This window comes from Dyella sp. (assembly GCF_051954575.1).
Taxonomy (GTDB): domain Bacteria; phylum Pseudomonadota; class Gammaproteobacteria; order Xanthomonadales; family Rhodanobacteraceae; genus Dyella_B.
Map to the genome: position 1 here is coordinate 1 of NZ_JBQCHP010000141.1, position 25,202 is coordinate 25,202.

The following is a 25,202-nucleotide window of genomic DNA, read 5'->3' on the forward strand; positions in this document are numbered from 1 at the left end:
TGGTGGTCGCCTGCGGCGTGCAGCGCATGAATACGGTATTGCGATGGAGCACTGGCTGGATCTCTCCACCGGCATCAGCCCGTTCGGTTGGCCGGTGCCGGATATCCCTGCATCGGCGTGGCAACGACTGCCCGAAGAGGACGATGGATTGATCGAGGCGGCGTGTGCGTATTACGAAGCCTCCTGCGTCCTGCCGGTGGCCGGTTCGCAAGCTGCGATTCAGGCGTTGCCTGCGCTTAGGCTACCCTCGCGCGTGGGCGTGATTGCGCCAGGCTACGCGGAGCATGCGCAAGCGTGGCAACGCGCAGGCCACCAGGTGACGGGCGCGGCGGTCGATGCACTGCTTGCCGATCTTTCAGCGTGGGATGTGCTGGTGCTGATCCATCCCAACAATCCCGGCGGCGAACGATTCGATCTGGACGCGCTGCTGCATGCGCACGGCGAACTTGCCAAGCGTGGTGGTTGGCTGGTCGTGGACGAGGCCTTTATGGATGTCACGCCGCAGCACAGCCTGTGCCGTTATGCCGATTGCGAGGGATTGATCGTGCTGCGCTCGGTCGGCAAGTTTTTCGGGTTGGCGGGTGCGCGCGCTGGTTTTGTCTGTGCGTCGTCCGATCTCTTACATGCATTGCGCGACCAGCTCGGTCCGTGGACGTTGAGTGGACCATCGCGTCATGTGCTGCAGCGTGCTCTGGCTGATCGGGCGTGGCAGATGCGAGCGCGCACGCGTCTATTGCAAGCCAGCGAGCGCTTGGCGGCGTTGCTCTGCGCACACGGGTGGCAGCCCACGGCGGGCTGCGGATTGTTCCAATGGTGCCGGCGCGACGATGCGCCGCGCGTTCATCGGGCGCTGGCGCAGCGCGGGATACTCACGCGCCTGTTCGAAACGCCGGCAAGCCTGCGCTTCGGCCTGCCGCCGGACGATGCGGCCTTCGCACGCCTGGACCAAGCCTTGCGCGAGGTCGCACCATGAGCGCGCGCGTGCTGATGGTGCAAGGCTGCACCTCCGATGCCGGCAAGAGCACGCTGGTGACGGCCTTGTGCCGGTGGGCGTATCGACGCGGCCTGCGCGTGGCGCCGTTCAAGCCGCAGAATATGGCGTTGAATTCCGCCGTGACCGCCGACGGCGGCGAGATCGGCCGGGCGCAGGCGGTGCAGGCACAAGCGTGCGGGCTGGAACCGCAGATCGATTTCAATCCGATCCTGCTCAAGCCGAACAGCGACGTGGGCGCGCAGGTGATCGTGCACGGTCATCCGGTCGCCAATATGGATGCTCGGGATTATCACCACTACAAGCGCCGGGCGTTCGAGGCGGTGATGGCCTCGCATCGGCGCCTGGTGGAACGCTATGACGCGGTCATTGTCGAAGGCGCGGGCAGTCCGGCCGAGATCAATCTGCGCGATCGCGATATCGCCAACATGGGGTATGCCGAGGCGGTGGATTGCCCGGTGATCCTGGTGGCGGACATCGACCGCGGCGGTGTGTTCGCGCATCTGGTCGGTACGCTGGCATTGCTGTCGCCAAGCGAACGCGCGCGCGTCGCCGGCTTCGTGATCAATCGCTTCCGTGGCGATATCGCATTGCTGCAACCGGGGCTGGATTGGCTGGAACGCGAAACCGGCAAGCCGGTGCTGGGCGTGTTGCCTTATCTACATGGTCTGCATCTGGAAGCCGAAGATGCGCTGCCGCGCGAGCGTGCAGATGCTCCACACGCAGCGTTGCGCGTGGCAGTGCCGGCTTTGCCGCGCATCAGCAATCACACCGATTTCGATGCACTGCGCGCGCATCCCGAAGTCGACCTGCATATCGTCGGTCCTGGCGAGGCGCCACCGGCTTGCGACCTGATCATCCTGCCCGGTTCCAAATCCACCCGGGCGGATCTTGCATGGTTGCGCGCGCAGGGCTGGGATCGCGCGATCGAACGGCATCTGCGCTATGGCGGAAAGGTGCTGGGTATTTGTGGCGGTTTGCAGATGCTTGGACGCGTCGTGCACGATCCGCAAGGTATCGAGGGCGCGCCGGGTTCCAGCGAAGGATTGGGTTGGCTGGATATGGAAACCACGCTCGAACCGTACAAGCAGCTGCATCGTGCAAAAGGCCGCCTGGCATTCGCCGATGCCAGTGTGCAGGGATATGAAATCCATTGCGGCGTCAGCCGCGGCGCGGCGTTGGAGAATGCATTCGCCCGGCTCGACGATGGGCGCAGCGATGGTGCCATTTCGGTGAGTGGCCAGGTGATGGGCAGCTATCTGCATGGCTTGTTCGACGACCCACAGGCGCTTGTCGCCATGCTGGGTTGGGCAGGTTTGCAAGATGCCGCTACCGTTGACGTACGTCTATTGCGGGAAAGCAGTATTGAGCGATTGGCGGATGCTGTGGAAACACATTTGAACACGCAGTGGTTGGAGCGATGGTTATCGATGAGGGCAATCGTGTGAGGCAGTTCAATCGAAGCACGGACGTAGGTTGGGGTTTGCACCCCGATGTATCCCTGCAAGTTGCTGGAGAAACGGAACTGCGCGTGGACGTGGACCATTGCCTGCGGCGCTTTCGGTCCCTAAAGGGCCCGAGTCACTTTTCTTTGCTGTCCCACGCCTGCGTCAGGAACGCGGGCGAACAGCGAAGCTGGCCCGAAGGGCGAAGGGCAGGATGCCCGGAGTCAAGAAAAGTAACCAAAAGAAATGGCCTAAAAGGCTCATGGCATAGGAGGGATACAAGCCAGAACGTTTCCATCAATACGGAAAGTTGGTCACCCCAGGTTATACGTCCCGGCTATTCCGCGCGGCGTCGAGGCGCTGAGGGCTTAAAGCAGGCCTCGACGTTTGGCGGGCTCGCTTTAAGTCCTCAGCGTTTGGGCGCCTCGCGGTATCGCGACAGCATGGAATTGAGCTGGCCAACTGTCATCGCCTCACCTCAAGCTTTCAGGCTTGTAATCTGTGTAGCGCCGCGAGCTCTTCAGGCCGTTTCTTTTGGTTACTTTTCTTTGGGCCAGCAAAGAAAAGTGACTCGGTCGCCTACGGCGATCGAAAGCGCCGCAGGCAATCTTCCACCCCCACGCGGGGCTAACTTCCTTCGCAGAATCACCTTCTCAAACTACAAAGACGCGGGGATACGTCAGGGTGCGAACCCCAACAATGGGACTCTGATCGACACAGCCATGTTGGGGTTTGCACCCCAACCTACGGAAGCCAGCGTATGCGTAGCCTGATTCTCGGCGGCGCCCGCTCGGGCAAAAGCGCATTGGCGGAGCGGCTCGCCCTCGACAGCAGTCGGGAGGTGGTCTATATCGCCACCGCGCAGGCCGGCGATGCGGAAATGGCCGCGCGCATCGCCCACCATCGTGCGCGCCGGCCGCGGCAGTGGTTGTGCGTGGAAGAGCCGCTGCACCTGGCCGACGTGCTGCGCGAACACGCACGCGACGATCGCTGCATCCTGGTCGATTGCCTTACGCTATGGCTCAGCAATCTGCTTGGCGATGCCGACATGCAGGGTTTCGAGCGCGAGCGCGATCGATTGTTGAACGTGTTGCCGGGTCTTCCCGGCGACGTGCTGCTGGTCAGCAACGAAGTCGGCCTTGGCATCGTGCCTATGGGCGAGTTGACGCGCCGCTTCGTGGATGAGGCCGGGCGTTTGCATCAAGCTGTCGCGGCACTCAGCGAGCGCGTCGTATTTGTCGCCGCTGGCTTACCTCTTGTCCTCAAAGGAACACTCCCATGAGTCTGGACTGGCTTTGTGCGCCCTGTGCGCAGCCGGATGCCGAGCAGGCCGAAGCGGCGCGCGCGCATCAATTGCAATTGACCAAGCCACCGGGGTCGCTCGGCACCTTGGAGGCGGTGGCGATCCAGCTCGCTTCCTTGCAGCGCACGCCGAAGCCTGCGGTGGATCGCGTGTGGATCAGCGTGTTCGCCGCCGACCACGGTGTGGCGGAGGAGGGCGTATCGGCCTTTCCGCAAGTGGTCACTGGCGAAATGGTGCGCAACTTCGCCACCGGCGGCGCGGCGATCAGCGCGCTGGCGCGCAGCCTGGATGCGAAGTTGGATGTGGTCAACCTGGGGACGGTGAACGATCCGGGCGATATCCCCGGCGTGCGTCGCGCGATCATCGCGCCGTCCACCGCCAACTTCTGCCATGGCCCGGCGATGACCGAAGCGCAGTTGGATGCGGCGCTCACCGTCGGCGCGGAAAGCGTGCGTGCCGCGCTCGCGTCCGAGGCGCAGTTGTTTATCGGCGGCGAAATGGGCATCGCCAACACCACCGCCGCCGCCGCGCTGGCGAGCGTCCTGCTCGATGAGCCGCCATCGAGCCTCGCCGGCGCCGGTACCGGGCTCAACGCCGCCGGCATCCAGCACAAGGTGAGCGTGCTGGAGCGCGCGCTGGCGCAGCACGCCACGGCAAAAACGGCGATCGAACAATTGCGTTGCCTGGGCGGCTTCGAACTCGCTGCACTGGTCGGTGCGTATGTCGCGGCGGCGCAGGCAGGTTTGCCGGTGCTGGTCGATGGTTTTATTTCCACGGCTGCGGCGCTCACGGCGGCATCGATCCAACCGGACGTGCGTCCATGGCTGCTGTTTTCGCATCGCTCGAAGGAACACGGCCATGCGCGTCTGCTGATGGCCTTGAACGCCGAACCACTGGTCGATCTGGGCTTGCGCCTGGGCGAAGCGAGCGGCGCCGCCACCGCGGTGCCTTTGTTGCGCCTGGCCTGCGCCCTGCACAACGGCATGGCGACGTTCGAACAAGCCGGCGTCTCCACCGCATGAGCATCGAACTGTTGCGTCATGGCGACACCGGGCAGCGCAGTTATCGCGGGCAGCTCGATGATGCGCTGAGCGAACTGGGCTGGTCGCAGCTGCGTGCTGCGGTGGAAGGGCGAACCTGGGACAGCATCGTGTCGTCTTCGCTGCAACGCTGCGCGGCGTTTGCACGCGAGTTGTCGCAAGCGCGCGGCGTGCCGCTGCGCATCGATGCACGACTGGCCGAGTACCACTTCGGCGCGTGGCAGGGCGTGCCGATCGAGCGCATCGCCGAGGAGCAGGGTGATGTGCTGGCGCGCTTCTGGGCCGATCCGGTGAATCATCCGCCGCCGGGTGCCGAAACCTTCGAAGCATTTAGCGCGCGCTTGTGCTCGGCGCTCGATGACATCGCCGCGCAGGAGGCAGGGCGGCGCGTGCTGGTGGTCACGCACGGCGGCGCGATTCGGCTGCTGCGTTGCCGGGCGGAGCAGCGCAGCTATGGCGACATGGCCGGCATCGAGGTGCCGCATGCGTCGCTGCATCCCTTGCCGTGGCCGGCGGCCGTAAGCGCGTGATGCGCGCGCTGCTGGTCGCCATCGGTTTTCTTACGCGCCTGCCGGTGCCGGGCTACGCGTACGACGATGCGCGCGCGAAGGCGGCGTCGCTGGCCTGGTATCCGCTGGTCGGCGCGCTGATTGGTTTTTTGCTCGGCGTGCTGGCGTGGGTGCTGCGTGACGCTTCGGCCTTGCTGTCTGCCGGCCTGCTGGTGGCGGCGTGGGTGGCCATCACCGGCGCCCTGCATCTGGATGGGCTGGCCGACAGCGCCGATGCCTGGATCGGCGGCCTGGGCGATCGCGAAAAAACGCTGGCGATCATGAAGGATCCGCGCAGCGGACCCGCCGGCGTGGTGGCGCTGGTGCTGGTGCTGCTGTTGAAGTTTTCCGCGCTGTCCGGCCTGGGGCCTGCGCCGTGGGTAGCGTTGTTGCTGGCGCCCTTGTTGTCGCGCGCCAGTCTTGCCGCCCTGTTTCTCACTACCCCATATGTGCGCAGTGGCGGATTGGGTGCGGCGCTGGTGGAGGCGCCGCGCCAGGCGTGCGTGATCGCCTTGCTGGCCAGCGCCGCGGCGTGCCTGCCGTTCGGCGGGCGGGGGCTGCTGGCGCTGGTGCTGGCGGCGGCCGTGTTCGGCCTGTGGCGGCGGGCCTGCATGACCCGCCTGGGCGGCTGCACCGGCGACACCGCCGGCGCGCTGGCCGAGATGGTGGAAGTGGCGGTGCTGGTAGGTTTGGCTTTACGCTGAGGCGTTGAAATCATCCTTTCCGTCCCGATAATCACCCGCGGCCATCCGATGGAGTCTGCGGAGCCTTTCTCTATGCCTATCTACGAATTCCAATGCAACGCCTGCGGCCATCGCTTCGACCGCCTGCAGAAACTTTCCGACCCGGATCCGTCCAGCTGTCCCCAGTGCAATGCCGCGCAGGTGCAGCGGCAGATCAGCGCGCCGCAATTTCGCCTGGCGGGCGGCGGCTGGTATGAAACCGACTTCAAGAAGGACGGAGACAAGAAGCGCAACATTGCCGGCGATGGCGCTGCCAGCGCACCGGCGGAGAAGAGTGCCAGCCCATCACCCGCACCGGCGCCGGCCCCTGCGCCTGCATCGACCTCCGAATAGAACCGCGTAGGTTGGGGTGCAAACCCCAACTTCGATACACACGGCGATGTTGGGGTTTGCACCCCAACCTACCTGCCGCACGGCGCAATGGCGTGGGCAATGCTAAGATTCCAGGCCTTTTCCACGCCAAATTCGCCGCCCCGGCGGCCCGGAGCATCAAGCGCATGCGCACGCATTACTGCGGCCTCATCAATGAGTCGCTGATCGGCCAGACCGTCACGCTGTGTGGCTGGGTCAATACCCTTCGCCTGCAGAGCCACGTCGCCTTTGTCGATCTGCGCGACCATGAGGGCATCGCCCAGGTGGTGATCGAGCGCGAGAATGCCGGTGCCTTCGCCGTGGCTGGCGAGTTGGGTTACGAGTATTGCGTGCGCGTCACCGGCAGCATCCGCAAGCGCCTGTCGGCCAACGACAAGCTCAAGACCGGCACGGTCGAGCTGCTGGCCGAAAAGGTGGAGATTCTCAACGCCGCGAAGGATCTGCCTTTCGCGCTCCACGAGAACCCCAACGAGGACATGCGGATGACCTACCGCTACCTCGACCTGCGCCGGCCCGAGATGCAGACCATGATGCGCACGCGCATCAAGCTGGTGCAGGCGCTGCGCCGCTATCTGGATGCACGTGGCTTCCAGGACATCGAAACGCCGATCCTGACCAAGGCCACGCCCGAAGGCGCGCGCGATTACCTGGTACCCAGCCGCGTGCATGCTGGCCAGTTCTACGCGCTGCCGCAGTCGCCGCAGCTGTTCAAGCAGATCCTGATGATGGCCGGCTTCGATCGCTACTATCAGATCGCCCGCTGCTTCCGCGATGAAGACCTGCGCGCCGACCGCCAGCCGGAATTCACCCAGCTCGACATGGAATTCGCCTTCGTCGAAGAGAAGGATGTACAGGATTTCGTCGAGGCGATGATCCGCCACATCTTCAAGGAAGTGGTCGGCGTGGAACTGGCCGCCTCGTTCCCGCGCATGACCTGGGACGAAGCCATGCGCCGCTATGGTTCGGACAAGCCGGACCTGCGCATCGCGCTGGAACTGGTCGACGTGGCCGACGCGCTCAAGCAGGTGGAATTCAAGGTGTTCGCCGAGCCGGCCAACGATCCGGCCGGCCGCGTCGCCGCGCTGCGCTTGCCGGGCGGCGCCACGTTGAGCCGCAAGGAGATCGACCAGCTCACTGAATACGTCGCCAAGTACGGCGCGAAGGGGCTCGCCTGGATCAAGGTGGAAGACCTCGCCAAGGGTCGCGAAGGCGTGAATTCGCCGGTGGCGAAATTCCTCGATGATGCCGCGCTGGATGCCGTGCTGAAGGCCACCCATGCGCAGTCGGGCGACATGGTGTTCGTGGGCGCCGGCAAGTGGAAAACCGTCACCGACTTCATGGGCGCGCTGCGCCTCAAGGCTGCCAAGGATCGCGGCATGGTGGAAAACAGCTGGAAGCCGCTGTGGGTCACCGACTTCCCCATGTTCGAATACGACGAAGAAGAAAAGCGCTTCGTCGCCCTGCATCACCCGTTCACCGCGCCGAAGGTGGATGACATCGCCGAGCTGCGCGCCAACGCCGCCAACGCGGTGAGCCGCGGCTACGACATGGTGCTCAACGGCAACGAGATCGGCGGCGGCTCGATCCGTATCCATCGCCCGGACATGCAGAGTGCGGTGTTCGAGCTGCTCGGCATCGGCGCGGAAGAAGCGGAAATGAAGTTCGGCTTCCTGCTCAAGGCGCTGAAGTTCGGCGCGCCGCCGCACGGCGGCATCGCCTTCGGCATTGATCGCGTCGCCGCGCTGATGGCGGGTACTGAATCGATCCGCGATGTGATCGCCTTCCCCAAGACCACCAGCGCGCAGGATCTGATGACGGACGCGCCGTCGATGGTGAGCGAAGTGCAGCTCAAAGAGCTGCATGTCGCAGTGCGGGCCTCGGAATAAGGGTAGATTAGGTCCGTCATTTCCGCGCAAGCGGGAATCCATTTTCGCTCTGAGCCCAAAGGCAACATGGATTCCCGCTTGCGCGGGAATGACGGCCTTCTTGTGGATTGCCGCGTGATTACCTCTGCATGACCGAACACGTCATCCTCCTGCACGGCCTATGGATGCGCGGCTTCGCGCTGGGCATGCTGCATCGCCGCCTGATGGAAGAGGGTTTTCGTGTCCATCGCTTCGACTACATGAGCGTGGCGGCGAAGCAGGAGCACGTGCTGGCACGTCTGCACGCGAGCATGCTCGATTACGCGCCCGGCCCGGTACATCTGGTCGGCCATAGCCTGGGCGGCCTGCTGGCCTTGCGCGCCTGCCTGGCCGCGGATGATCTGCCGCCCGGCCGCATCGTCTGCCTCGGTTCGCCCTTGAAGGGCAGCGCCGCCGCGCGCGCCTTCGCCCGCCTGTGGCGCGGCGGCGAAGTGCTGCTGGGGCACAACCGCGAACTGCTGGAACTGGGGCTGGAAGCCTGGAAAGGTCCGCGCGAAGTCGGCGTGATCGCCGGCTGCATGCCGATCGGCCTGGGCGCCATGTTGAGCCCCATCACCGGCGAGCACGACGGCACGGTCGCGGTGGAGGAAACCATCGTGCCCGGCCTGGCCGGCCACTGCGTGGTGGAAACCAGCCACACCGGGCTGCTGTTTTCGGCCGAGGTGGCGCGGTTGACGGCTTCGTTCTTGCGCGAAGGAAGCTTTGGCCCCCTCTCCCCGCCGGGGAGAGGGCTGGGGTGAGGGGCCATTCTTGCGAGACATTCACTAAGAAATCCGCTAGAGAAAGCGAGTTCCAAGCAAGATTGGCCCCTCATCCGACCCTGCGGGCCACCTTCTCCCCGCAGGGGAGAAGGAAGATCGGCAGGAAGTGCGATGGCGCAATGCAGTAAAATCCTCCGCTTTCCACTTTCAGACCCAAGCCAGGTATCCCCATGGGTAGAGGCCCGTCCATCGAAGGTCGCAAGAACGCCGAAGACGCCAAGCGCGCCAAGGTGTTCACCAAGCTGATCCGCGAAATCACCGTTGCCACGCGAGCCGGCGTGCCCGACCCCGCGCTCAACCCACGCCTGCGTACGGCGGTGGACAAGGCGCTGACCGCCAACATGTCCAAGGACACCATCGAGCGCGCGATCAAGCGCGGCTCCGGCGCCGACGGCGGCGCCAAGATGGAAGAACTGCGCTACGAAGGCTACGGCCCGGGCGGCACCGCGCTGATCATCGAATGCTTCACCGACAACCCCACCCGCACCGTGGCCGACGTGCGCCACGCGCTCACCAAGCACGGCGGCAACCTGGGCACCAGCGGTTCGGTGTCGTTCCAGTTCACGCGCTGCGGCGAGCTGGTGTTTCCCACCGGTGGCGACGAGGCGAAGGAAGAAAAGATCCTGGAAGCCGCACTCGACGCTGGCGCCGACGACGTGATCAGCGAGCACGGGGAGAGCACCGTGCTGTGCGCGCCGGAAAACTTCGAAGCGGTGCAGCAGAAGCTGCTCGAAGCCGGCCTGGACGCCCAGCACGCCGGCGTGGTGATGCGCCCGAACAACCGCACCGCGGTGTCCGGCGAGGTGCTGGAAACGCTGACCGACCTGCTCGAAAAACTCGACGGCCTCGACGACGTCAGCGAGGTCTATCACAACGCGCTGCTGCCGGCCGAGTAATCGGCGTTTCAATGATCCGCATCATCGGCATCGACCCAGGCAGCCAGCGCACCGGCATCGGCATCGTGGATGTCGATGCGGCGGGCAAGCTGTCGCATGTGTTCCATGCCGCGTTGGTGGTGGCCGGCGAAGAGGATTTTCCGCTGCGCCTCAAGCGCATCTTTGAAGGCGTGAACGAGATCATCGCCATCCATCGCCCGGTCGAATGCAGCATCGAGCGCGTATTCATGGCACGCAATCCCGATTCGGCGCTGAAGCTCGGCCAGGCGCGTGGCGCGGCGATCTGCGCGGTGGTCAACCGCGGCATCGTGGTGCACGAATACGCCGCCACCGAAGTGAAGAAGGCGGTGGTCGGCGGCGGCCGCAGCGACAAGACCCAGGTGCAGCACATGATCGGTGTATTGCTGGGGCTCAAGGGCCCGATCCAGGCGGACGCGGCCGACGCGCTGGCGATTGCCGTCGCGCACGCGCATACCCGTTCCAGTCTCGAACGCGTGGGCATTCCGCGCATGGCATGGAGGCGTCGCCGATGATCGGCCGACTCAGAGGCATCCTCATTTCCAAGCAGCCGCCGTGGCTGCTGGTGGAAGTGGGCGGCGTGGGCTACGAACTGGAAGCGCCCATGTCCACCATCTACGACCTGCCGCAGACCGGCAAGGAAGTGACGCTGCTCACCCATTACGCGGTGAAGGAAGACAGCGTGGCGCTGTACGGTTTTCTGCATGAGTCCGAACGCGCGTCGTTCCGCAACCTGCTGAAAGTCAGCGGCATCGGCGCGAAGACGGCGCTGGCGGTGCTGTCGGGCGTCTCCACCCAGGATTTCGCGCGGCTGGTGCAGGCCGGCGACGTGGTGGCGCTCACCAAGATTCCCGGCATCGGCAAGAAGACGGCCGAACGCATCGTGGTGGAACTGCGTGATCGCGTGGATGGGCTCGGCGCCAGCATGCCCGGCCTGTCCGCCGCGCCGGGCACGCCCGCCGATCCGGCGGCCGAGGCGACCGTGGCCTTGCAGCAGCTCGGCTACAAGCCGGCGGAGGTGACGCGGTTGGTGCAGAAGGTCGCCGAAGCCGGCGACAGCGCCGAAACCATCATTCGCAAGGCGCTGCGCGCCGCATTAGGGAGTTGAACCGTGGGCCACAACATCCACCAAAGTGTGACCGAGGCCGATAGCAAGAAACGACTGGCCGCGCTGGCGCTGGGCGCCATCGGCGTGGTCTACGGCGACATCGGTACCAGCCCGCTGTACACCTTGCAGACCGCGCTCAGCCACGACGGCATGCATCCCACGCCCGAAAGCATCTACGGGGTGCTGTCGCTGATCTTCTGGGCGTTGATCATCGTGGTGTCACTGAAGTACGTGATGTTCATCATGCGCGCCGACAACAAGGGCGAGGGCGGCATCATGGCGTTGATGGCGCTGACCCTGCGCGGTGTGGGCGGGCAGCCCAAATTGCGGTGGCTGTTGGCGATCATCGGCATCTTCGGCGCGTCGCTGTTCTACGGCGACGGCGTGATCACACCCGCCATTTCAGTGCTGTCAGCGGTGGAAGGCGTGAAGGTGGCCGCGCCCGGCCTGGCGCATTGGGTGGTGCCGGTCACGGCGGTCATTTTGTTCTTCCTGTTCGCCTTGCAGCGCCACGGCACTGAGCGCGTGGGCCGATTGTTCGGCCCGGTGATGGTGGTCTGGTTCATTGTGATCGGCCTGCTGGGCGCGCGCATGATCCTGACCGACCCGCACGTGCTGTACGCGCTCAACCCGTATTACGGCGTGCGTTTCTTCATCTCGCACGGCCTGCAGGCCTACATCGCGCTGGGCAGCGTGGTGCTGGCGGTGACCGGTACCGAGGCGCTATACGCGGACATGGGGCATTTCGGCAAGCGGCCGATCCGCATGGCCTGGTTCAACTTCGTGCTGCCCGCGCTGGTGCTCAATTATTTCGGCCAGGGTGCGTTGCTGCTCAAGCATCCGGAAGCGATCGACAATCCGTTCTTCAAGGCGGTGCCCTCGATGTTGCTGTACCCGATGATCGCGCTGGCCACGGTGGCCACCGTGATCGCCTCGCAGGCGGTGATCTCCGGCGCATTCTCGATGACGCGCGAGGCGATGTCGCTGGGCTATTCGATGCGCATGCCAGTGGTGCATACCTCGCGCGAGATGTCCGGCCAGATCTTCGTGCCGTGGATCAATGCCTTCCTGCTGGTGATGGTGCTGCTGGCGGTGTTCGGCTTCCGCAGTTCGGAGAACCTGAGCGCGGCCTACGGCATCGCGGTGACCGGCACCATGGCCATCACCACCGTGCTGGCGCTGTTCGTGGCGCGCCACCAATGGCGCTGGCGCGTGCCGACCTTGCTGGTGGTGGGCGCGGTGCTGTTGACCATCGATATTTCCTTCTTCACCGCCAACCTGATCAAGGTGGAGTACGGCGGTTGGTTCCCGCTGGTGCTGGGCCTGGCCGTGTTCGTGGTGATGACCACCTGGCGCCGCGGCCGCGAGCTGGTGGTGCGCGAGATCAAGCAGGGCGGCCTGGCGCTGTCGCCCTTCATCGACAACATCACCGAGCACCCGCCGCTGCGCGTGCCTGGCACCGCCGTGTTCCTCACCGCCAACCAGAACGCCGTGCCGCACGCGCTGCTGCACAACCTCAAGCACAACAAGGTGCTGCACGAGCGCAACGTGATGCTGACGGTGGACGTGCTGGAAACGCCATTCGCCGATCGCGAGGAACGCATTCATCTCACGCCGCTGGGCAGTGATTTCTACGGCCTGGAAGTGCGCTTCGGCTTTGCCGAGGATCCGAACATTCCGCTCGCCCTGTCCAAATGCGCCAAGGCCGGCCTGCCGTTCGACCTGATGGATACCACCTTCTTCCTGTCGCGCGAGAACATCGTCGCCGACAAGCGCCGCCCCGGCATGGCGCTATGGCGCGACCGCCTGTTCGCCTTCATGTCGCGCAATGCGCTGCCGGCGACGGCGTTTTTCCAGATTCCGGGCAATCGGTTGATCGAGCTTGGAACGCAGGTGGAGATTTGACGGAAGCAATCGTAGGTTGGGGTGCAAACCCCAACATCGAGGTGCACGTACGCATGGTGAAGTTGGGGTTTGCACCCCAACCTACGCCTCGCCGCACTCCTTTTCGCCCGCGACTGGTTCCATAATCGCCGAATGTCCGAACACCGCATCATCACCGCTGCCGCCCAGCTCGACGACGAAGCGCTGGAGGCGTCGATCCGCCCGAAGCGGCTCAACGAGTACCTCGGCCAGCAGGCGGTGCGTGAGCAGCTGTCGATCTATATCGAAGCGGCGAAGAAACGCGGCGGTGCGCTCGACCACGTGCTGATCTTCGGCCCGCCGGGCCTGGGCAAGACCACCCTGAGCCATGTGATCGCCAACGAACTGGGCGTGAACATCCGCTCCACTTCCGGCCCGGTGCTGGAGCGCGCGGGCGATCTGGCGGCACTGCTTACCAATCTCGAAAAGAACGACGTGCTGTTCGTCGACGAGATCCATCGTCTTTCGCCGGTGGTGGAGGAAGTGCTCTATCCGGCGATGGAAGATTTCCAGATCGACATCATGATCGGCGAAGGCCCCGCCGCCCGTTCGATCAAGCTGGATCTGCCGCCGTTCACGCTGATCGGCGCGACCACCCGTGCAGGTCTTCTGACGGCGCCCTTGCGCGATCGCTTCGGCATCGTGCAGCGACTGGAGTTCTATTCGCCGGACGAGCTCACCGCGATCGTGCGCCGCTCGGCGCGCATCCTGGGCATCGGTTGCGAGCTCGACGGCGCACAGGAAATCGCACGTCGTTCGCGCGGCACGCCGCGTATCGCCAACCGCCTGCTGCGCCGCGTGCGCGATTACGCCGAGGTGCGTGCCAACGGGCACATCACGCGCGAGGCGGCGAACGCGGCGATGGACATGCTCAAGGTCGACGCAGAAGGTTTCGACGAACTGGATCGCCGGCTGCTCAATATCATCATCGAGAACTTCGACGGCGGCCCGGTCGGGGTCGAATCGCTGGCCGCGGCGCTCAGCGAAGACCGCGGCACGCTCGAAGACGTGGTCGAGCCGTATCTGATCCAGCAAGGTTTTCTTGTTCGCACGGCCCGCGGTCGCATGGCCAGCGCCAAGGCCTGGCGTCACCTTGGCCTCACGCCGCCGCCGCGGCAACCGCAGCCTAGCGATCTGTTTGGTGGTGGCGATGTGTAACTTGCGTGCCATGAACCGCTCCCTCCCCTGCGGGCAGGGGAGGGCTGGGATGGGGTTGTCCGAGCTTGCCCAACAGCGCAAATACAGCGCAAGGTTGTGGGCTTCACCCCACCCCAACCCTTCCCTACTGCACGTAGGGGAGGGAGCCAAACTAGTGCATCACTGAGATCGGACGCCGATGGTTGCAACCCCTTTCACCTGGCCCGTACGCGTCTACTGGGAAGACACCGACGCCGGCGGTGTGGTCTATCACGCCAGCTACCTGCGCTTCCTCGAACGCGCCCGCACCGAATGGCTGCGCGCCCTGGGCGTGGATCAGATGGCATTCAAGCAGGCGACCGGTCTGGCCTTTCTCGTGCACCGGATGGAGCTCGATTTCCTCAAGCCCGCCCTGCTGGACGATGAACTGACAGTTACGGTGGAAGTCAAAGATCGACGTTCAGCCAGTATTCTTTTCGCCCAAACGATCAGCCGTGCGGACGGTGCCTTGCTGGTTCAGGCGCAGGTTCGTGCGGCATGCGTGGACCTGACACGGATGCAGCCCGCGCGGATTCCGGATGACATCATCGGCCGGATCGATCGCGTCCCGGCCTGATTCAAGTAATTACGACATACCCATGTGGTGGAGAACCCCCAAGCCATGAACGGTGGATTGAACGTTTTCGAGATCGTTGCGGACGCAAGCTGGCCAGTGAAGCTGGTGATGCTGGCGTTGCTGGTGTTCTCCTTCCTGTCCTGGGTGATCATCATCCGCAAGTACGCGCAGCTCAAAGCCGCGATGGCCAACGCCGAATCCTTCGAGGAGCGCTTCTGGTCCGGCGCCGACCTGGCGCAGCTGTTCCGCGAAGTGAGCAACAACGGCGGCAACAACGGCGGCATGGAAAACATCTTCGAATCGGGCTTTCGCGAATTCGTGCGCCAGCGCCAGCGCCGCAGCACCGACGTGCGCACGGTGATCGAAGGTTCCGAGCGCGCGATGCGCGTGGCCGGCACCAAGGAAATCGGCTTGCTCGAGCGCAACCTGGAATTCCTCGCCAACGTCGGCTCGATCAGCCCGTACGTGGGCCTGTTCGGCACGGTGTGGGGCATCATGGGCGCGTTCCAGGGCCTGGGCGAAATGAAGGACGTCACCATCGCCGTGGTCGCGCCGCACATCTCCGAAGCGCTGATCGCCACCGCCATGGGACTGTTCGCGGCCATTCCCGCGGTATGGGCTTACAACCGTTACGCCAACCGGGTCGAACGCGTCGCCTCGCGCTACGAAGTGTTCCAGGAAGAGTTCTCCTCCGTACTGCAGCGCCAGATCCAGATCGACGAAAACCATTAGAGCCTGATTAGGGTTTCGGCGTGGCCCGCGCCGGAACTGTTTGCTTGTCGGGCAAGGAGGAACGAAGGCGTGTATGTCGATACACAACTGAGAGAGGACGCAGCCCGGCGAGCAAACAGCTCCGGCCCGAAGGGTTGCCACGGTGCGTCCGCCATGCGACAGCGCGCGGCTTGGCTTGCCAGCCAGGCAAGCGCTGCGCCACGCACTATCACCTGGCGAACGCACCGTGACAACGCGGGCTACGCCGAAACCCTAATCAGGCTCTGAGGGCCGCGACCATGCTGAGCTCCGCGCGCCACAAGCGTCTGAAACTCAAATCCGAAATCAACGTCGTGCCCTATATCGACGTGATGCTGGTGCTCTTGATCATCTTCATGGTCACCGCGCCCATGCTCAACGCGAACGTCGACGTCAACCTGCCGCAGGCCAATGCCAAGTCGCTGCAGGACAAGAAGGAACCGGTGATCGTTTCGGTCGACACGCAAGGCCAGATGTATCTCACCCTGGGCACCAGCAAGAAGGAACCGATCGACGCCGATGCGCTGAAGGTGAAGGTCGGCGCGTTCGTCAAGCAGAACCCGGACGTGAGCGTGCTGGTCGCGGGCGATCGCGACGGCAAGTACGACGGCGTGTACAAGGTGCTGGCCCTGCTGCAGCAGGCGGGCGTGGCCAAGGTCGGTTTGATGAGCGCGCCGGAGTCGGGCAAGCCGAATGCAAATGGAAGACCGTAACCAGAGTCTGCTTTCATGCGCCAAGCGCCCCGCGTTGCGCCTGAGCGGTCGCCAGGTAGTAGTGCGTGGCGCAGCGCCTGACTGGCCGTCAGGTCAAGCCGCGCGCTGCCGTATGCCGACCGCGCAGGCGCAACCCGAAGGGCCGGGTCTGTTTGCCCGCAATCCTGCGTCCTCGCTCGGTTGCGTATCGACATACGCGCCCTCGCTCCTCCTTGTCTTGCGCGCAAACAGCTCCCGGCGCGGGGTGCTCGGCGCATGAAAGAAGACTCTAAGGGCACACCGCTCGCGGTCGTGTTATCGGCCGTGCTCCATCTAGGTATCGTCGCCTTCCTGTTTTTGGCGATGCTGCCCTGCACGTCGTACGAAAAATTCCTTACCACGCTGCATCTGCCCAATCCCATCACCTGCACGCCGCCGCCGCTGCAGCTCAGCGGTCCGGTGATCGAGGCCACGCTGCTGGGCAACACCGCCGCGCCGCCGCCGAAGTCGGAGAAGGTCAAGCCGGTGCCCAATACCGTGCCGCCGCCGCCCTCAGTGCCGCCGCCTCCGCCACCGCCGATCGAACAACCCAAGGTCAGCCAATTGCCGCCGCCGCCGGAGCATCCGGACGTGGTCGACCAGGAGCGCGTGGTGCAGGAAGGCCTGCAGAAGGCCGAGAACGCCAAGAAGGAACAGGAAGAAAAGCAGCGTCAGCGCCAGGCCGAATTGGACGCCCAGGCGGCCAAAAAGAAAGCCGAGCAGGAGAAGGTGGACCAGCTGTTCAAGCAGCTCGACGCCGCCTCGTCGCAGACCAAGAACGCGGAGACCAGGGTCAAGCAGGCTCAGCGCCAGCTTGCGGATATCAAGAACGCGCAGGCCAATGGCCTGGAAAACCTGCCCAACGCGGACCAGCGCCAGACCGGCAACAATTCCAACAGCACGCTGCTTTCGCAATATCTGGCGGCAGTTCAGAACGCCGTCACGCAGAATTGGATCAGGCCGGATAACATGCCCAACGCTCCATGCGTGGTCCACATCGTGCAGATCCCCGGTGGCAATGTGCTGAGCGCGAAGGCGTCGCCCAATTGTCCTTACGACGCAGCCGGCAAGAAATCCGTCGAGGATGCCGTGCTGCGCGCGCAGCCGCTGCCCTACAAGGGCTTCGAAAGCGTGTTCCACCGCGACATCGATTTCACCTTCATTCCGCAGTGAGCAAGCCCATGCGCAGATCATCCCGATCGCTATTTACCCTTATCCTGCTGTTCGTAGCAGGCCTGGTCGCGGGCCCCGCCGCGGCGCAGTCGTTGAACGTGCAGATCGTCGGCGGGGTGAAATCGGCCACGCCGGTGGCGGTGGTGCCGTTCGCCCAGCAGGGCGCGCCGCTGCCCACCGATGTGGCCGACGTGATCCGCAACGACCTCAACCGTTGCGGCAAATTCCGCTCGCTGGCGGTGAGCGAGATCGTCGAGCAGCCCAGCCAGGGCTCCGACATCAAGTTCGCTACCTGGCGCCTGCTCAAGCAGGACTACATCGTGATCGGCCGCATCAAGGATGCCGGCAACGGCATGGTGACGGTGGAATACGAGCTGTGGGACGCCAACCGCCAGCAGCGCCTGCTGGGCGAGGCCATGCCCCCGGCCTCCACCAGCGACCTGCGCAGCGTGGCGCACCAGATCGCCGACAAGATCTACGAGAAGATCACCGGAGTGCGTGGCGCGTTCTGGACGCGCATCGCCTATATCACCATGGTCGGCAGCGGCAACAACGCCAACTATTCGCTGATCGTGGCCGATTCGGATGGCTACAACCCGCAGGTGGTGGCGCGCTCGCATGAGGCGCTGTTGTCGCCCAAGTGGTCGCCCGATGGCACGCGCATTGCCTACGTGTCGTTCGAAAGCGGCAATTCGGCGGTCTACATCCAGAACATCACCACCGGTTCGCGCCAGCTGATTTCCGGCCGCGCCAAGGGCATCAACAGCGCCCCGGCCTGGTCGCCGGACGGCACCAAGCTGGCGCTGTCGCTCTCCTATACCGGCAACCCGGAAATCTACGTGATGGATCTGGCCAGCCGCCAGGAAACCCGCCTTACCCGCAGCCTGGCGATCAATACCGAGCCGGTCTGGTCGCCGGATGGACAGAGCATCTACTTCACCTCCGACCGCTCCGGCCGCCCGCAGATCTACCGCATTGCCGCCAGCGGCGGCACGCCCGAGCGCATCAGCTTCCAGGGCCAGCAGAACCTGGATGCGGCGATCAGCTACGACAGCAAGCAGATTGCCATGGTGCAGGCCAACGGGAACGTGTATCGTATCGCCATCGTGGACCAGAGCCTCGGTGGGCAGGTGCGTTACATCTCGCCCGGTCCGATTGACGAATCGCCTAGCTTCGCACCGAACGCCAGCATGCTGATTTACGCCGCCGCCGATGGAGCCAGAGACGTGCTTTACGCCGTTTCGAACGATGGCCTGGTAAGGCAGCGCCTGGCGCTGGCCGATGGCAACGTTCGCGAGCCGGCCTGGGGACCCTATCGCAAGCAGTAATTCCATCCGTTCGCGAACCTTACGGCGCGCGAGCGGATAACCCGAGGAGGGGCCCGGAGCATGAGGAGTGTTCCGGCCACAACGGGCATGGCGTTTTGCCATGCCTGTTTTACTGGCCTCTGCAGTACAATGCGTGGCCGTAGTTTGTAGAAGCAAGAAAAAACAAAACAACAGCCGGCCCACCGGCGATGACTGTCCCGTAACCGCAATCGTCATTGACTGTCGGAAACCAAACCCGTTTGAAGGAACGTCACCATGAATAAGACCGTCCGTATTGCCCTGGTCGCCCTGCTCTGTGTCGGTGCGGCCGCTTGTACCAAGAAGCAGGAAACCAAGCCGCAGGCTCCGCAGCAGCAGGAAACAACGACCGCTCCGGCCCAGACCGGCGCCGGCAAGTACACCGCTGCCGACCTCGATACCGACGCCTGCCTGAAGCAGCGCGTGGTGTACTTCGACTTCGACAAGGACGAAGTGAAGCCGGAGTTCCAGCAGATCATGCAGTGCCATGCCAAGTTCCTGCAGGACGTGCCGACCTCGCGCATGCGCCTGGAAGGCAACGCCGACGAGCGCGGTACGCGTGAATACAACCTGGGCCTGGGCGAGCGTCGTGCCAACGCCGTGTCCAGCGCGCTGCAGGCCAATGGCGGTTCCGCCAGCCAGATCAGCGTGATCAGCTACGGCAAGGAAAAGCCCGTGTGCCGCGAGCACAATGAGGATTGCTGGAGCAAGAACCGCCGCGTCGAGATCGTCTACACGGCGACATAATGGTGTTTCGATTGGCTCATCGTTTTACAGCCAATCTCAGCATGGCGGGCGCCTTGGCGTCCGCCATGCTGTTTGTGGCGCCCGTGCATGCCCAGAGCTCGCCGATGAGCCTGGCCGATCGTGTCGCACGGTTGGAGCAGCAACAGCAGAACCAGGATCAGAGCAAGCTCAACCAGCTCAATCAGCTGCAGCAGATGCAATCGACGATGCAGCAGATGCAGGGCCAGATCGAAGAGCTGCAGCATCAAGTCCAGCAGTTGCAGGAACAGAACAAGGCGCAATACACCGACCTGGACAGCCGCGTCGGACGTCTGGAAAAGCAGGCCAGCGCCGCGCCGGCGGCATCGGCAAGCACGGCCCAGGCCCCGGCAGCCAGCGCCTCCGCACCTGCCAGTGCAGCGCCTGCAGCCGCTTCCGCGCCGCCATCGGCGCCGGCCGAATCGCCCGCGCAAAAAAGTGCAGCGCTCAACGCGTACAACGCCGCATTCAAGTCCTTGCGTGCCGGTGACTACGTCGCTTCGTCGCGCGGCTTTCGCGAATTCATCCAGAAATACCCCAACGATACGCTCACGCCGAATGCGTTCTACTGGCTGGGCGAGTCGTACTACGCCACCACCAACTATCAAGTTGCGGTGGAGGCTTTCAAGCATCTGTTGAACCAGTATCCGCAGAGCGACAAGGCGGCGGACGCCACGCTCAAGCTCGGCTACAGCCAATTGGAAATGAAGCAGACCGACGCGGGCATCGCCACGCTGAAGTCGGTGGTAAGCAAATACCCCAATTCCAACGCGGCTAAGCTGGCCCAGGAACGTCTGCGCCGGCTCTCATCGGCGCGTTGAGGAAACCGGTGAGCGGCCCATCGGCAAACGTGGAAACGGCCACGTCGACGCCATCGACGGCCGAGCGCCTGCGCATCACCGAAATCTTCCATTCCATCCAGGGCGAAGCCGACGCGATCGGCTGGCGCACCGTATTCGTGCGCCTTACCGGCTGCCCGTTGCGCTGCGTGTGGTGCGATACCGAGTATTCCTTTTACGGCGGTAACTGGCGCGACATCGACGACGTCCTTGCCGAAGTCGCCACGCACGGCTCCCACCATGTGTGTGTGACCGGCGGCGAACCGCTGGCGCAAAAACGCTGCCTGATCCTGCTGCGTAAATTGTGCGATGCCGGCTACGAAGTCTCGCTGGAAACCTCCGGCGCGCTGGACGTGGCCGAGGTCGATCCGCGCGTGCGCAAGGTGATGGATCTGAAAGCGCCCGATTCCGGCGAAAGCGCGCGCAATCTCTGGTCCAACCTCGATCATCTGTTGCCGCACGACCAGGTGAAGATCGTAATCGCCAGCCGCGCCGACTACGAGTGGGCGCGCAGTGTGGTGGCCGAGCATGGCATCGATCGCCGCTGCATGGTGCTGTTCTCGCCGGTGCATGGCGCGATCGAACCGCGCGCCCTGGCCGAATGGATCATCGAAGACAAACTGCCGGTGCGCTTTCAACTGCAGCTGCACAAGCTGCTGTGGAATGATGCGCCAGGGCATTGAGCGCGTGTTCTCCAGACTGCGGAATGCCTGCGCTTGCCTCACCGTCATTCCGGCGAACGCCGGAATCCAGTAAAAAACGAGTGCGTAGCACACGACATAAATAGGTTTTGTGTGCTTCGCACGGTGTATTTGACTGGATTCCGGCGTTCGCCGGAATGACGATATTGAGGTTTTTCGGCTAGCTGGAGAAATAAAAAATCTACGCCCCGGCCTGTGTTGCCGGCAAGCGTTCCCGGCCGGTGACCGGCCGTACTTCTGCACTTGGAATACATCATGTCAGCTTCCACCACCCGCAAGGCCGTCATCCTCGTTTCCGGCGGCATGGACTCGGCCGTCACCATCGCCATCGCCCGCGAACAAGGCTACGAAGTGCACGCATTGAGCGTCGCCTACGGCCAGCGTCACAGCTCCGAGCTGGATGCCGCGGCGCGTGTCGCGCACACGCTCGGCGCCCTCGAACACAAGACCGTGCACGTGGATCTGCGCAGCATCGGCGGCTCCGCGCTCACCGCGGACATTGACGTGCCGGAGCAGGGCAGCGACGGCATTCCCGTCACCTATGTTCCCGCGCGCAACACAATCATGTTGTCCGTGGCGCTAGGCTGGGCCGAAGTGCTCGGTTCCACCGATATCTGGTGCGGCGTCAACGCGGTGGATTACTCGGGATATCCCGACTGCCGTCCGGCCTTCATCGAGGCCTTCGAACGCCTCGCCAACGTGGCCACCAAGGCCGGCGTGGAAGGTGCGGGCATCCGCATCCACGCGCCCTTGATGGCCATGAGCAAGGCCGACATTGCCCGCGAAGGCCATCGCCTCGGCGTGGATTTCTCCGCCACCGTCAGCTGCTACCAGGCCGATGCCGAAGGCCGCGCCTGCGGCCGTTGCGACGCCTGTCGCCTGCGTGCGCAGGGCTTCCGCGAAGCCGGCCTGCCAGACCCCACCCGCTACGCCTGAGCGCGCCCGATGCCAGCCTCGGCTTGTGCCGCAGGCGCGCAGACCCTAAAATTGTCTGCTTACTTTCCGGGCCGTTAGCTCAGTCGGTAGAGCAGCGGACTTTTAATCCGTTGGTCGACAGTTCGAATCTGTCACGGCCCACCATCTTCGAACCCGCAACGCGCGTAAGCCTTGCGGGTTTTTTTGTAGGCTGGATCAGCGCAGCGTAACCCAACATGCCTTCCCGAGACGCTGGGTTGTGTGACGGACCGGGCTAACTTTAGAGATATGCGTCGCGCAGTGCACCGCTTGCGCCGATAACACTGCAGGAACCTGTCTCCGTTTTGCAAAGGATGCGAAGGGTCCATTTTCACCGGTTGCTGTGCGCTGCGTCGCAATGCGTGCAACGGAGCACGCATGCGAGGAGCTTGAACACATTTCTTTCACCGAGCGATTGATACTACTTTTACGGCATTACCGCGTTTGCTTCACCGAACAGTTGCGACCTGTGGATGTGTCGGTTCTTCCACGCATCTTTTTCATGGAGAAACTCGTCGTGCATATGAGATACGGTGGCAAAGCTGCAAAGGTTGCGTTCCTGATGGGCGAGGGGGTAGGCGCCGATGGCGCCTCTGGAGGTCGCGCACGGCACGGTGGAATGTGCGAAGGCGCGCCGCCGATTCACTGGCCAAGTACAGAGCGGCTTCCACTGGCCGTAGCATAGTTCGGGCATTCCCATCCCGATGCTGCGCGCTACACGGCGCCTGCACGCTTAATTATCCAGCGATACAACGACGCGACAGTTCACCGTTGATAACGCGCATGGCCGATCGCGCATGGGCGCCGTTGCGTGATAGCCAGTCATCCATGTGGAAGGAGACACCATGGTTGCCGATGCGTCCAACCGACATAGCTGCCGATACATCGGCCTGCTGCTGGCGTGGGCTTTTGCATGCTGGGTGATACCGTCGCTTGCATCGGCAGCCGAAGACAACCTGCTCACCATCGAACCTACGGTCTCCATGCAGCAGATGCGGCAGAGGCACGATCCTGCGCTGCAGGCCATTCTGCATGTGCCGGCGTTTGGAATGCTGCACCTGGCGCATGCCCGTGCGGAGCTGTTGTCGGATCGCGCCGACGCGGTTCGCATCGATCTGGGCGACGGGCGCGTCGTCATTGCACACAAAGTAAGGTTCCATATCGACGCTGATGGCGTCGCCGTGTGGGAAGGGGAAATTCAAACGGGCGGACCCCGCGCACGAAGGAGCTCTGAGAAGGAGGTGCCGTTCGACGAAAGCAACGGCGTCACCCTGGCAGCCCTGCGCGGTAGCATCACCGGCTCGGTGCGCGTGGCGGGGCAGCTTTACAAGATCATGCCGCTCAGCCAGGGCGAGCATGCCGTCGTGAAAGTCGATGAGCACAAGCTGTCTGAAGGCGACGATACTGAAACGGGCGGAATGACCGAAGAAACGGCCGGGCATCCGCCGACAGCAACACGCTCGCCCGATGCGATCAGCACCATCCGCGTGCTGGTGGTAGCTACCCGCAATGCGCTCGATAGCATAGGCGACGAGAACGCGTTTCGAGCGCTTGCTGCAGCGGCTTTTGCAGAAGCCAACCGGAGTTTCGCCAACAGCGATCTTCCCGTGCGATTGGAGAGCGATGGCGTTTATCCGCTGGCTTACGTTTCGCCCGCTGGCATGACGTCGAGCGAGCTCCTCGCCAAGTTAAGGAACATCAACGACCCGGAGGTTGGCGCACCGACGATGCGACTACGCGACGAACATCGTGCCGATGTGGTGGTAATGCTGATAACTGACTCTTGCGGCAAGGCGTACGTCAATGCGACCAAAGCTACCGCCTATGCTGTGGTCGGTTGGCATTGCGCCACCGGCAACTATACGTTCGCGCACGAAATCGGCCACAACCTGGGTACCCGTCACGATCCGGATAACAACGGCAGCTCGGGCGGATATCCATATGGCTTTGGCTATCAGCAACGCGCCGTGACGCCGCGCTGGCGCACCATCATGGCCTACAGCTGTTCAGGAGTCGCCTGCGGCCGGATCAATTACTGGTCCGATCCGTCCCGCACGTATAACGGTGTGCCCATTGGCTTGGCAGACCTCAATGACAACGCTCGCGTGTGGCGGGAGCGGGCGCCCGTCGTGGCGGCGTTCTATCCAGATCCCGCGCCGATGCCACCGGTTGCTTCGGCTACCGCAACGCCAACAATCGTAACGGGAGCGCAAACCGTCACGCTCGATGGCAGCCATTCTTCCAATCCCAACGGCGGTGCGCTGCGCTACGAATGGGTACAGACCGGGGGCGCGCCGGCCGTGGATCTATCCAACAGCACGGCAGCGGTCGCCACGGCGGCGATGCCCGCCGTGGGGCAGGACAGCACGTTCCGTTTCCGTCTGATCGTGACCAATCGCGATGGTCTCAGCGCGAGCGCGGAAGTCGATGTCAGCGCACATCCCGGTGGCGGCGATGACTGCATGCCTACTGATCCGGAAGCCGTCAGCAAGCCGGCCTGGAATGGCAGCACGGCGTACAACCGTGGCGATGAGGTACAGCACAACGGCGTGATATGGCGAGCCAGTTGGCAGACCATCGGCCGATCACCGGACAAGAGCGATGCGTTCGAATTGGTCAGCAACGTGCCGGTGCCGTGGGATGCCGCACGTCCCTATGCGGGCAACAACCGGGTGATCTACGAGGGCAAGATTTATCGGGCGCAACACTGGGTGGGCGCCAATGCGCGGCCCGGCGTGTCATCGGTGTGGGTATTGCAAGGTGAGCATACCTGCCCATGAGCGTACGGGTGACCAGCACACCGACATACATCCAGCCATGCGCAGCATGCCCACCCTGCCTACGGGTATGCGTTGCGCTGGCCGGTGATGATGCAGGTGCCATGGACGGAGCTGGCGCATGCGCAAGGTTTGGAAGTGGGCATTGGGCCCAGCAGCCGGCTTTGCTTTGTAGAGAGGGTTGAGGTGAGGGGCGAATATGTACTGGTCAAGTGTTTTCGGACACGTCGATAGGGGAATCTAGGTGTGGCAGCGCTCGAAGTCGTTGGGTGAGCGGTAGCCGAGGGTGGAGTGAAGGCGGTTGGCGTTGTAGAAGTTGACGATGTAGTCAGTAATGTCT

General features: G+C 63.7%; 25 protein-coding genes and 1 tRNA gene. 25 read left to right on the forward strand and 1 reads right to left on the reverse strand.

Annotated features, from left to right (window positions below; all coding sequences use genetic code 11):
- The 25 genes from cobD to ACTHNE_RS17780 all read left to right on the forward strand — a co-directional run.
- Positions 1–973: threonine-phosphate decarboxylase CobD (cobD, locus tag ACTHNE_RS17660; protein WP_440269927.1), on the forward strand; the 973-nt coding region annotated here is incomplete at its 5' end.
- Entirely contained in the window at positions 970–2,439 is a 1,470-nt protein-coding gene (locus tag ACTHNE_RS17665) for a cobyric acid synthase (protein WP_440269928.1), read from the forward strand. The genes cobD and ACTHNE_RS17665, both read left to right, overlap by 4 nt.
- A 757-nt stretch (positions 2,440–3,196) precedes the next feature.
- Positions 3,197–3,718, forward strand: a complete 522-nt coding sequence (cobU, locus tag ACTHNE_RS17670; RefSeq protein ID WP_440269929.1) for a bifunctional adenosylcobinamide kinase/adenosylcobinamide-phosphate guanylyltransferase — start codon at positions 3,197–3,199, stop codon at positions 3,716–3,718.
- Complete coding sequence (gene cobT, locus ACTHNE_RS17675; protein ID WP_440269930.1) at positions 3,715–4,761, forward strand: nicotinate-nucleotide--dimethylbenzimidazole phosphoribosyltransferase; 1,047 nt, start codon at positions 3,715–3,717, stop codon at positions 4,759–4,761. Before cobU ends, cobT begins: the two co-directional genes overlap by 4 nt.
- Positions 4,758–5,309 carry a histidine phosphatase family protein gene (locus ACTHNE_RS17680; protein WP_440269931.1) on the forward strand — a complete coding sequence of 184 codons (552 nt, stop codon included), beginning with the start codon at positions 4,758–4,760 and terminating at the stop codon, positions 5,307–5,309. The genes cobT and ACTHNE_RS17680 overlap by 4 nt, the downstream gene beginning before the upstream one ends.
- Complete coding sequence (locus ACTHNE_RS17685) at positions 5,306–6,031, forward strand: adenosylcobinamide-GDP ribazoletransferase (RefSeq protein WP_440269938.1); 726 nt, start codon at positions 5,306–5,308, stop codon at positions 6,029–6,031. The genes ACTHNE_RS17680 and ACTHNE_RS17685 overlap by 4 nt, the downstream gene beginning before the upstream one ends.
- A 72-nt stretch (positions 6,032–6,103) precedes the next feature.
- The gene (locus ACTHNE_RS17690; RefSeq protein WP_324947573.1) at positions 6,104–6,403 is read left to right on the forward strand and encodes an FmdB family zinc ribbon protein; all 300 of its coding nucleotides are present in this window, start codon (positions 6,104–6,106) and stop codon (positions 6,401–6,403) included.
- Between the two features lie 164 nt (positions 6,404–6,567).
- Positions 6,568–8,328 carry an aspartate--tRNA ligase gene (gene aspS / locus ACTHNE_RS17695; protein WP_324947575.1) on the forward strand — a complete coding sequence of 587 codons (1,761 nt, stop codon included), beginning with the start codon at positions 6,568–6,570 and terminating at the stop codon, positions 8,326–8,328.
- A gap of 128 nt (positions 8,329–8,456) precedes the next feature.
- Positions 8,457–9,107 carry an esterase/lipase family protein gene (locus ACTHNE_RS17700; protein ID WP_324947577.1) on the forward strand — a complete coding sequence of 217 codons (651 nt, stop codon included), beginning with the start codon at positions 8,457–8,459 and terminating at the stop codon, positions 9,105–9,107.
- Between the two features lie 191 nt (positions 9,108–9,298).
- Complete coding sequence (locus ACTHNE_RS17705) at positions 9,299–10,024, forward strand: YebC/PmpR family DNA-binding transcriptional regulator (protein WP_324947579.1); 726 nt, start codon at positions 9,299–9,301, stop codon at positions 10,022–10,024.
- Positions 10,025–10,035: 11 nt separating this feature from the next.
- Entirely contained in the window at positions 10,036–10,557 is a 522-nt protein-coding gene (ruvC, locus tag ACTHNE_RS17710) for a crossover junction endodeoxyribonuclease RuvC (protein ID WP_324947581.1), read from the forward strand.
- Positions 10,554–11,150 (forward strand): Holliday junction branch migration protein RuvA, encoded by a 597-nt coding sequence (gene ruvA, locus ACTHNE_RS17715; RefSeq protein WP_324947583.1) that lies wholly within the window; start codon positions 10,554–10,556, stop codon positions 11,148–11,150. Before ruvC ends, ruvA begins: the two co-directional genes overlap by 4 nt.
- 3 nt (positions 11,151–11,153) lie before the next feature.
- A complete protein-coding gene (locus ACTHNE_RS17720) occupies positions 11,154–13,055 on the forward strand; it encodes a potassium transporter Kup (protein WP_440269932.1) in 1,902 nt (633 codons plus the stop codon).
- A gap of 132 nt (positions 13,056–13,187) precedes the next feature.
- Positions 13,188–14,231, forward strand: coding sequence for a Holliday junction branch migration DNA helicase RuvB (gene ruvB, locus ACTHNE_RS17725; RefSeq protein ID WP_324947587.1), 1,044 nt, complete (start codon positions 13,188–13,190; stop codon positions 14,229–14,231).
- Between the two features lie 178 nt (positions 14,232–14,409).
- Positions 14,410–14,826: a tol-pal system-associated acyl-CoA thioesterase gene (gene ybgC / locus ACTHNE_RS17730; RefSeq protein WP_324947589.1), complete on the forward strand. Its 417-nt coding sequence runs from the start codon at positions 14,410–14,412 to the stop codon at positions 14,824–14,826.
- A gap of 45 nt (positions 14,827–14,871) precedes the next feature.
- Positions 14,872–15,558: a protein TolQ gene (gene tolQ / locus ACTHNE_RS17735; RefSeq protein WP_324947591.1), complete on the forward strand. Its 687-nt coding sequence runs from the start codon at positions 14,872–14,874 to the stop codon at positions 15,556–15,558.
- 278 nt (positions 15,559–15,836) lie between these two features.
- On the forward strand, positions 15,837–16,289 hold the full coding sequence (gene tolR / locus ACTHNE_RS17740) for a protein TolR (RefSeq protein ID WP_324947593.1): 453 nt from the start codon (positions 15,837–15,839) through the stop codon (positions 16,287–16,289).
- Between the two features lie 255 nt (positions 16,290–16,544).
- Positions 16,545–17,480: a cell envelope integrity protein TolA gene (locus ACTHNE_RS17745; protein ID WP_440269933.1), complete on the forward strand. Its 936-nt coding sequence runs from the start codon at positions 16,545–16,547 to the stop codon at positions 17,478–17,480.
- Positions 17,481–17,488: 8 nt separating this feature from the next.
- A complete protein-coding gene (tolB, locus tag ACTHNE_RS17750) occupies positions 17,489–18,808 on the forward strand; it encodes a Tol-Pal system beta propeller repeat protein TolB (protein ID WP_324947596.1) in 1,320 nt (439 codons plus the stop codon).
- A 255-nt stretch (positions 18,809–19,063) separates the two neighbouring features.
- Positions 19,064–19,573 (forward strand): peptidoglycan-associated lipoprotein Pal, encoded by a 510-nt coding sequence (gene pal, locus ACTHNE_RS17755; RefSeq protein WP_440269934.1) that lies wholly within the window; start codon positions 19,064–19,066, stop codon positions 19,571–19,573.
- A gap of 41 nt (positions 19,574–19,614) precedes the next feature.
- Complete coding sequence (ybgF, locus tag ACTHNE_RS17760) at positions 19,615–20,412, forward strand: tol-pal system protein YbgF (protein WP_440269935.1); 798 nt, start codon at positions 19,615–19,617, stop codon at positions 20,410–20,412.
- Positions 20,413–20,420: 8 nt separating this feature from the next.
- Positions 20,421–21,113 carry a 7-carboxy-7-deazaguanine synthase QueE gene (gene queE / locus ACTHNE_RS17765; RefSeq protein WP_440269936.1) on the forward strand — a complete coding sequence of 231 codons (693 nt, stop codon included), beginning with the start codon at positions 20,421–20,423 and terminating at the stop codon, positions 21,111–21,113.
- Between the two features lie 273 nt (positions 21,114–21,386).
- A complete protein-coding gene (gene queC / locus ACTHNE_RS17770; RefSeq protein WP_324947602.1) occupies positions 21,387–22,067 on the forward strand; it encodes a 7-cyano-7-deazaguanine synthase QueC in 681 nt (226 codons plus the stop codon).
- Between the two features lie 68 nt (positions 22,068–22,135).
- A tRNA-Lys gene (locus ACTHNE_RS17775) sits at positions 22,136–22,211 on the forward strand.
- Between the two features lie 923 nt (positions 22,212–23,134).
- Positions 23,135–24,865, forward strand: coding sequence for a M12 family metallo-peptidase (locus tag ACTHNE_RS17780; RefSeq protein WP_440269937.1), 1,731 nt, complete (start codon positions 23,135–23,137; stop codon positions 24,863–24,865).
- A 237-nt stretch (positions 24,866–25,102) separates the two neighbouring features.
- Here ACTHNE_RS17780 and ACTHNE_RS17785 read toward each other — a convergent pair.
- A partial coding sequence (locus ACTHNE_RS17785) for an IS3 family transposase (RefSeq protein ID WP_324942441.1) occupies positions 25,103–25,202 on the reverse strand: 100 nt, incomplete at its 5' end.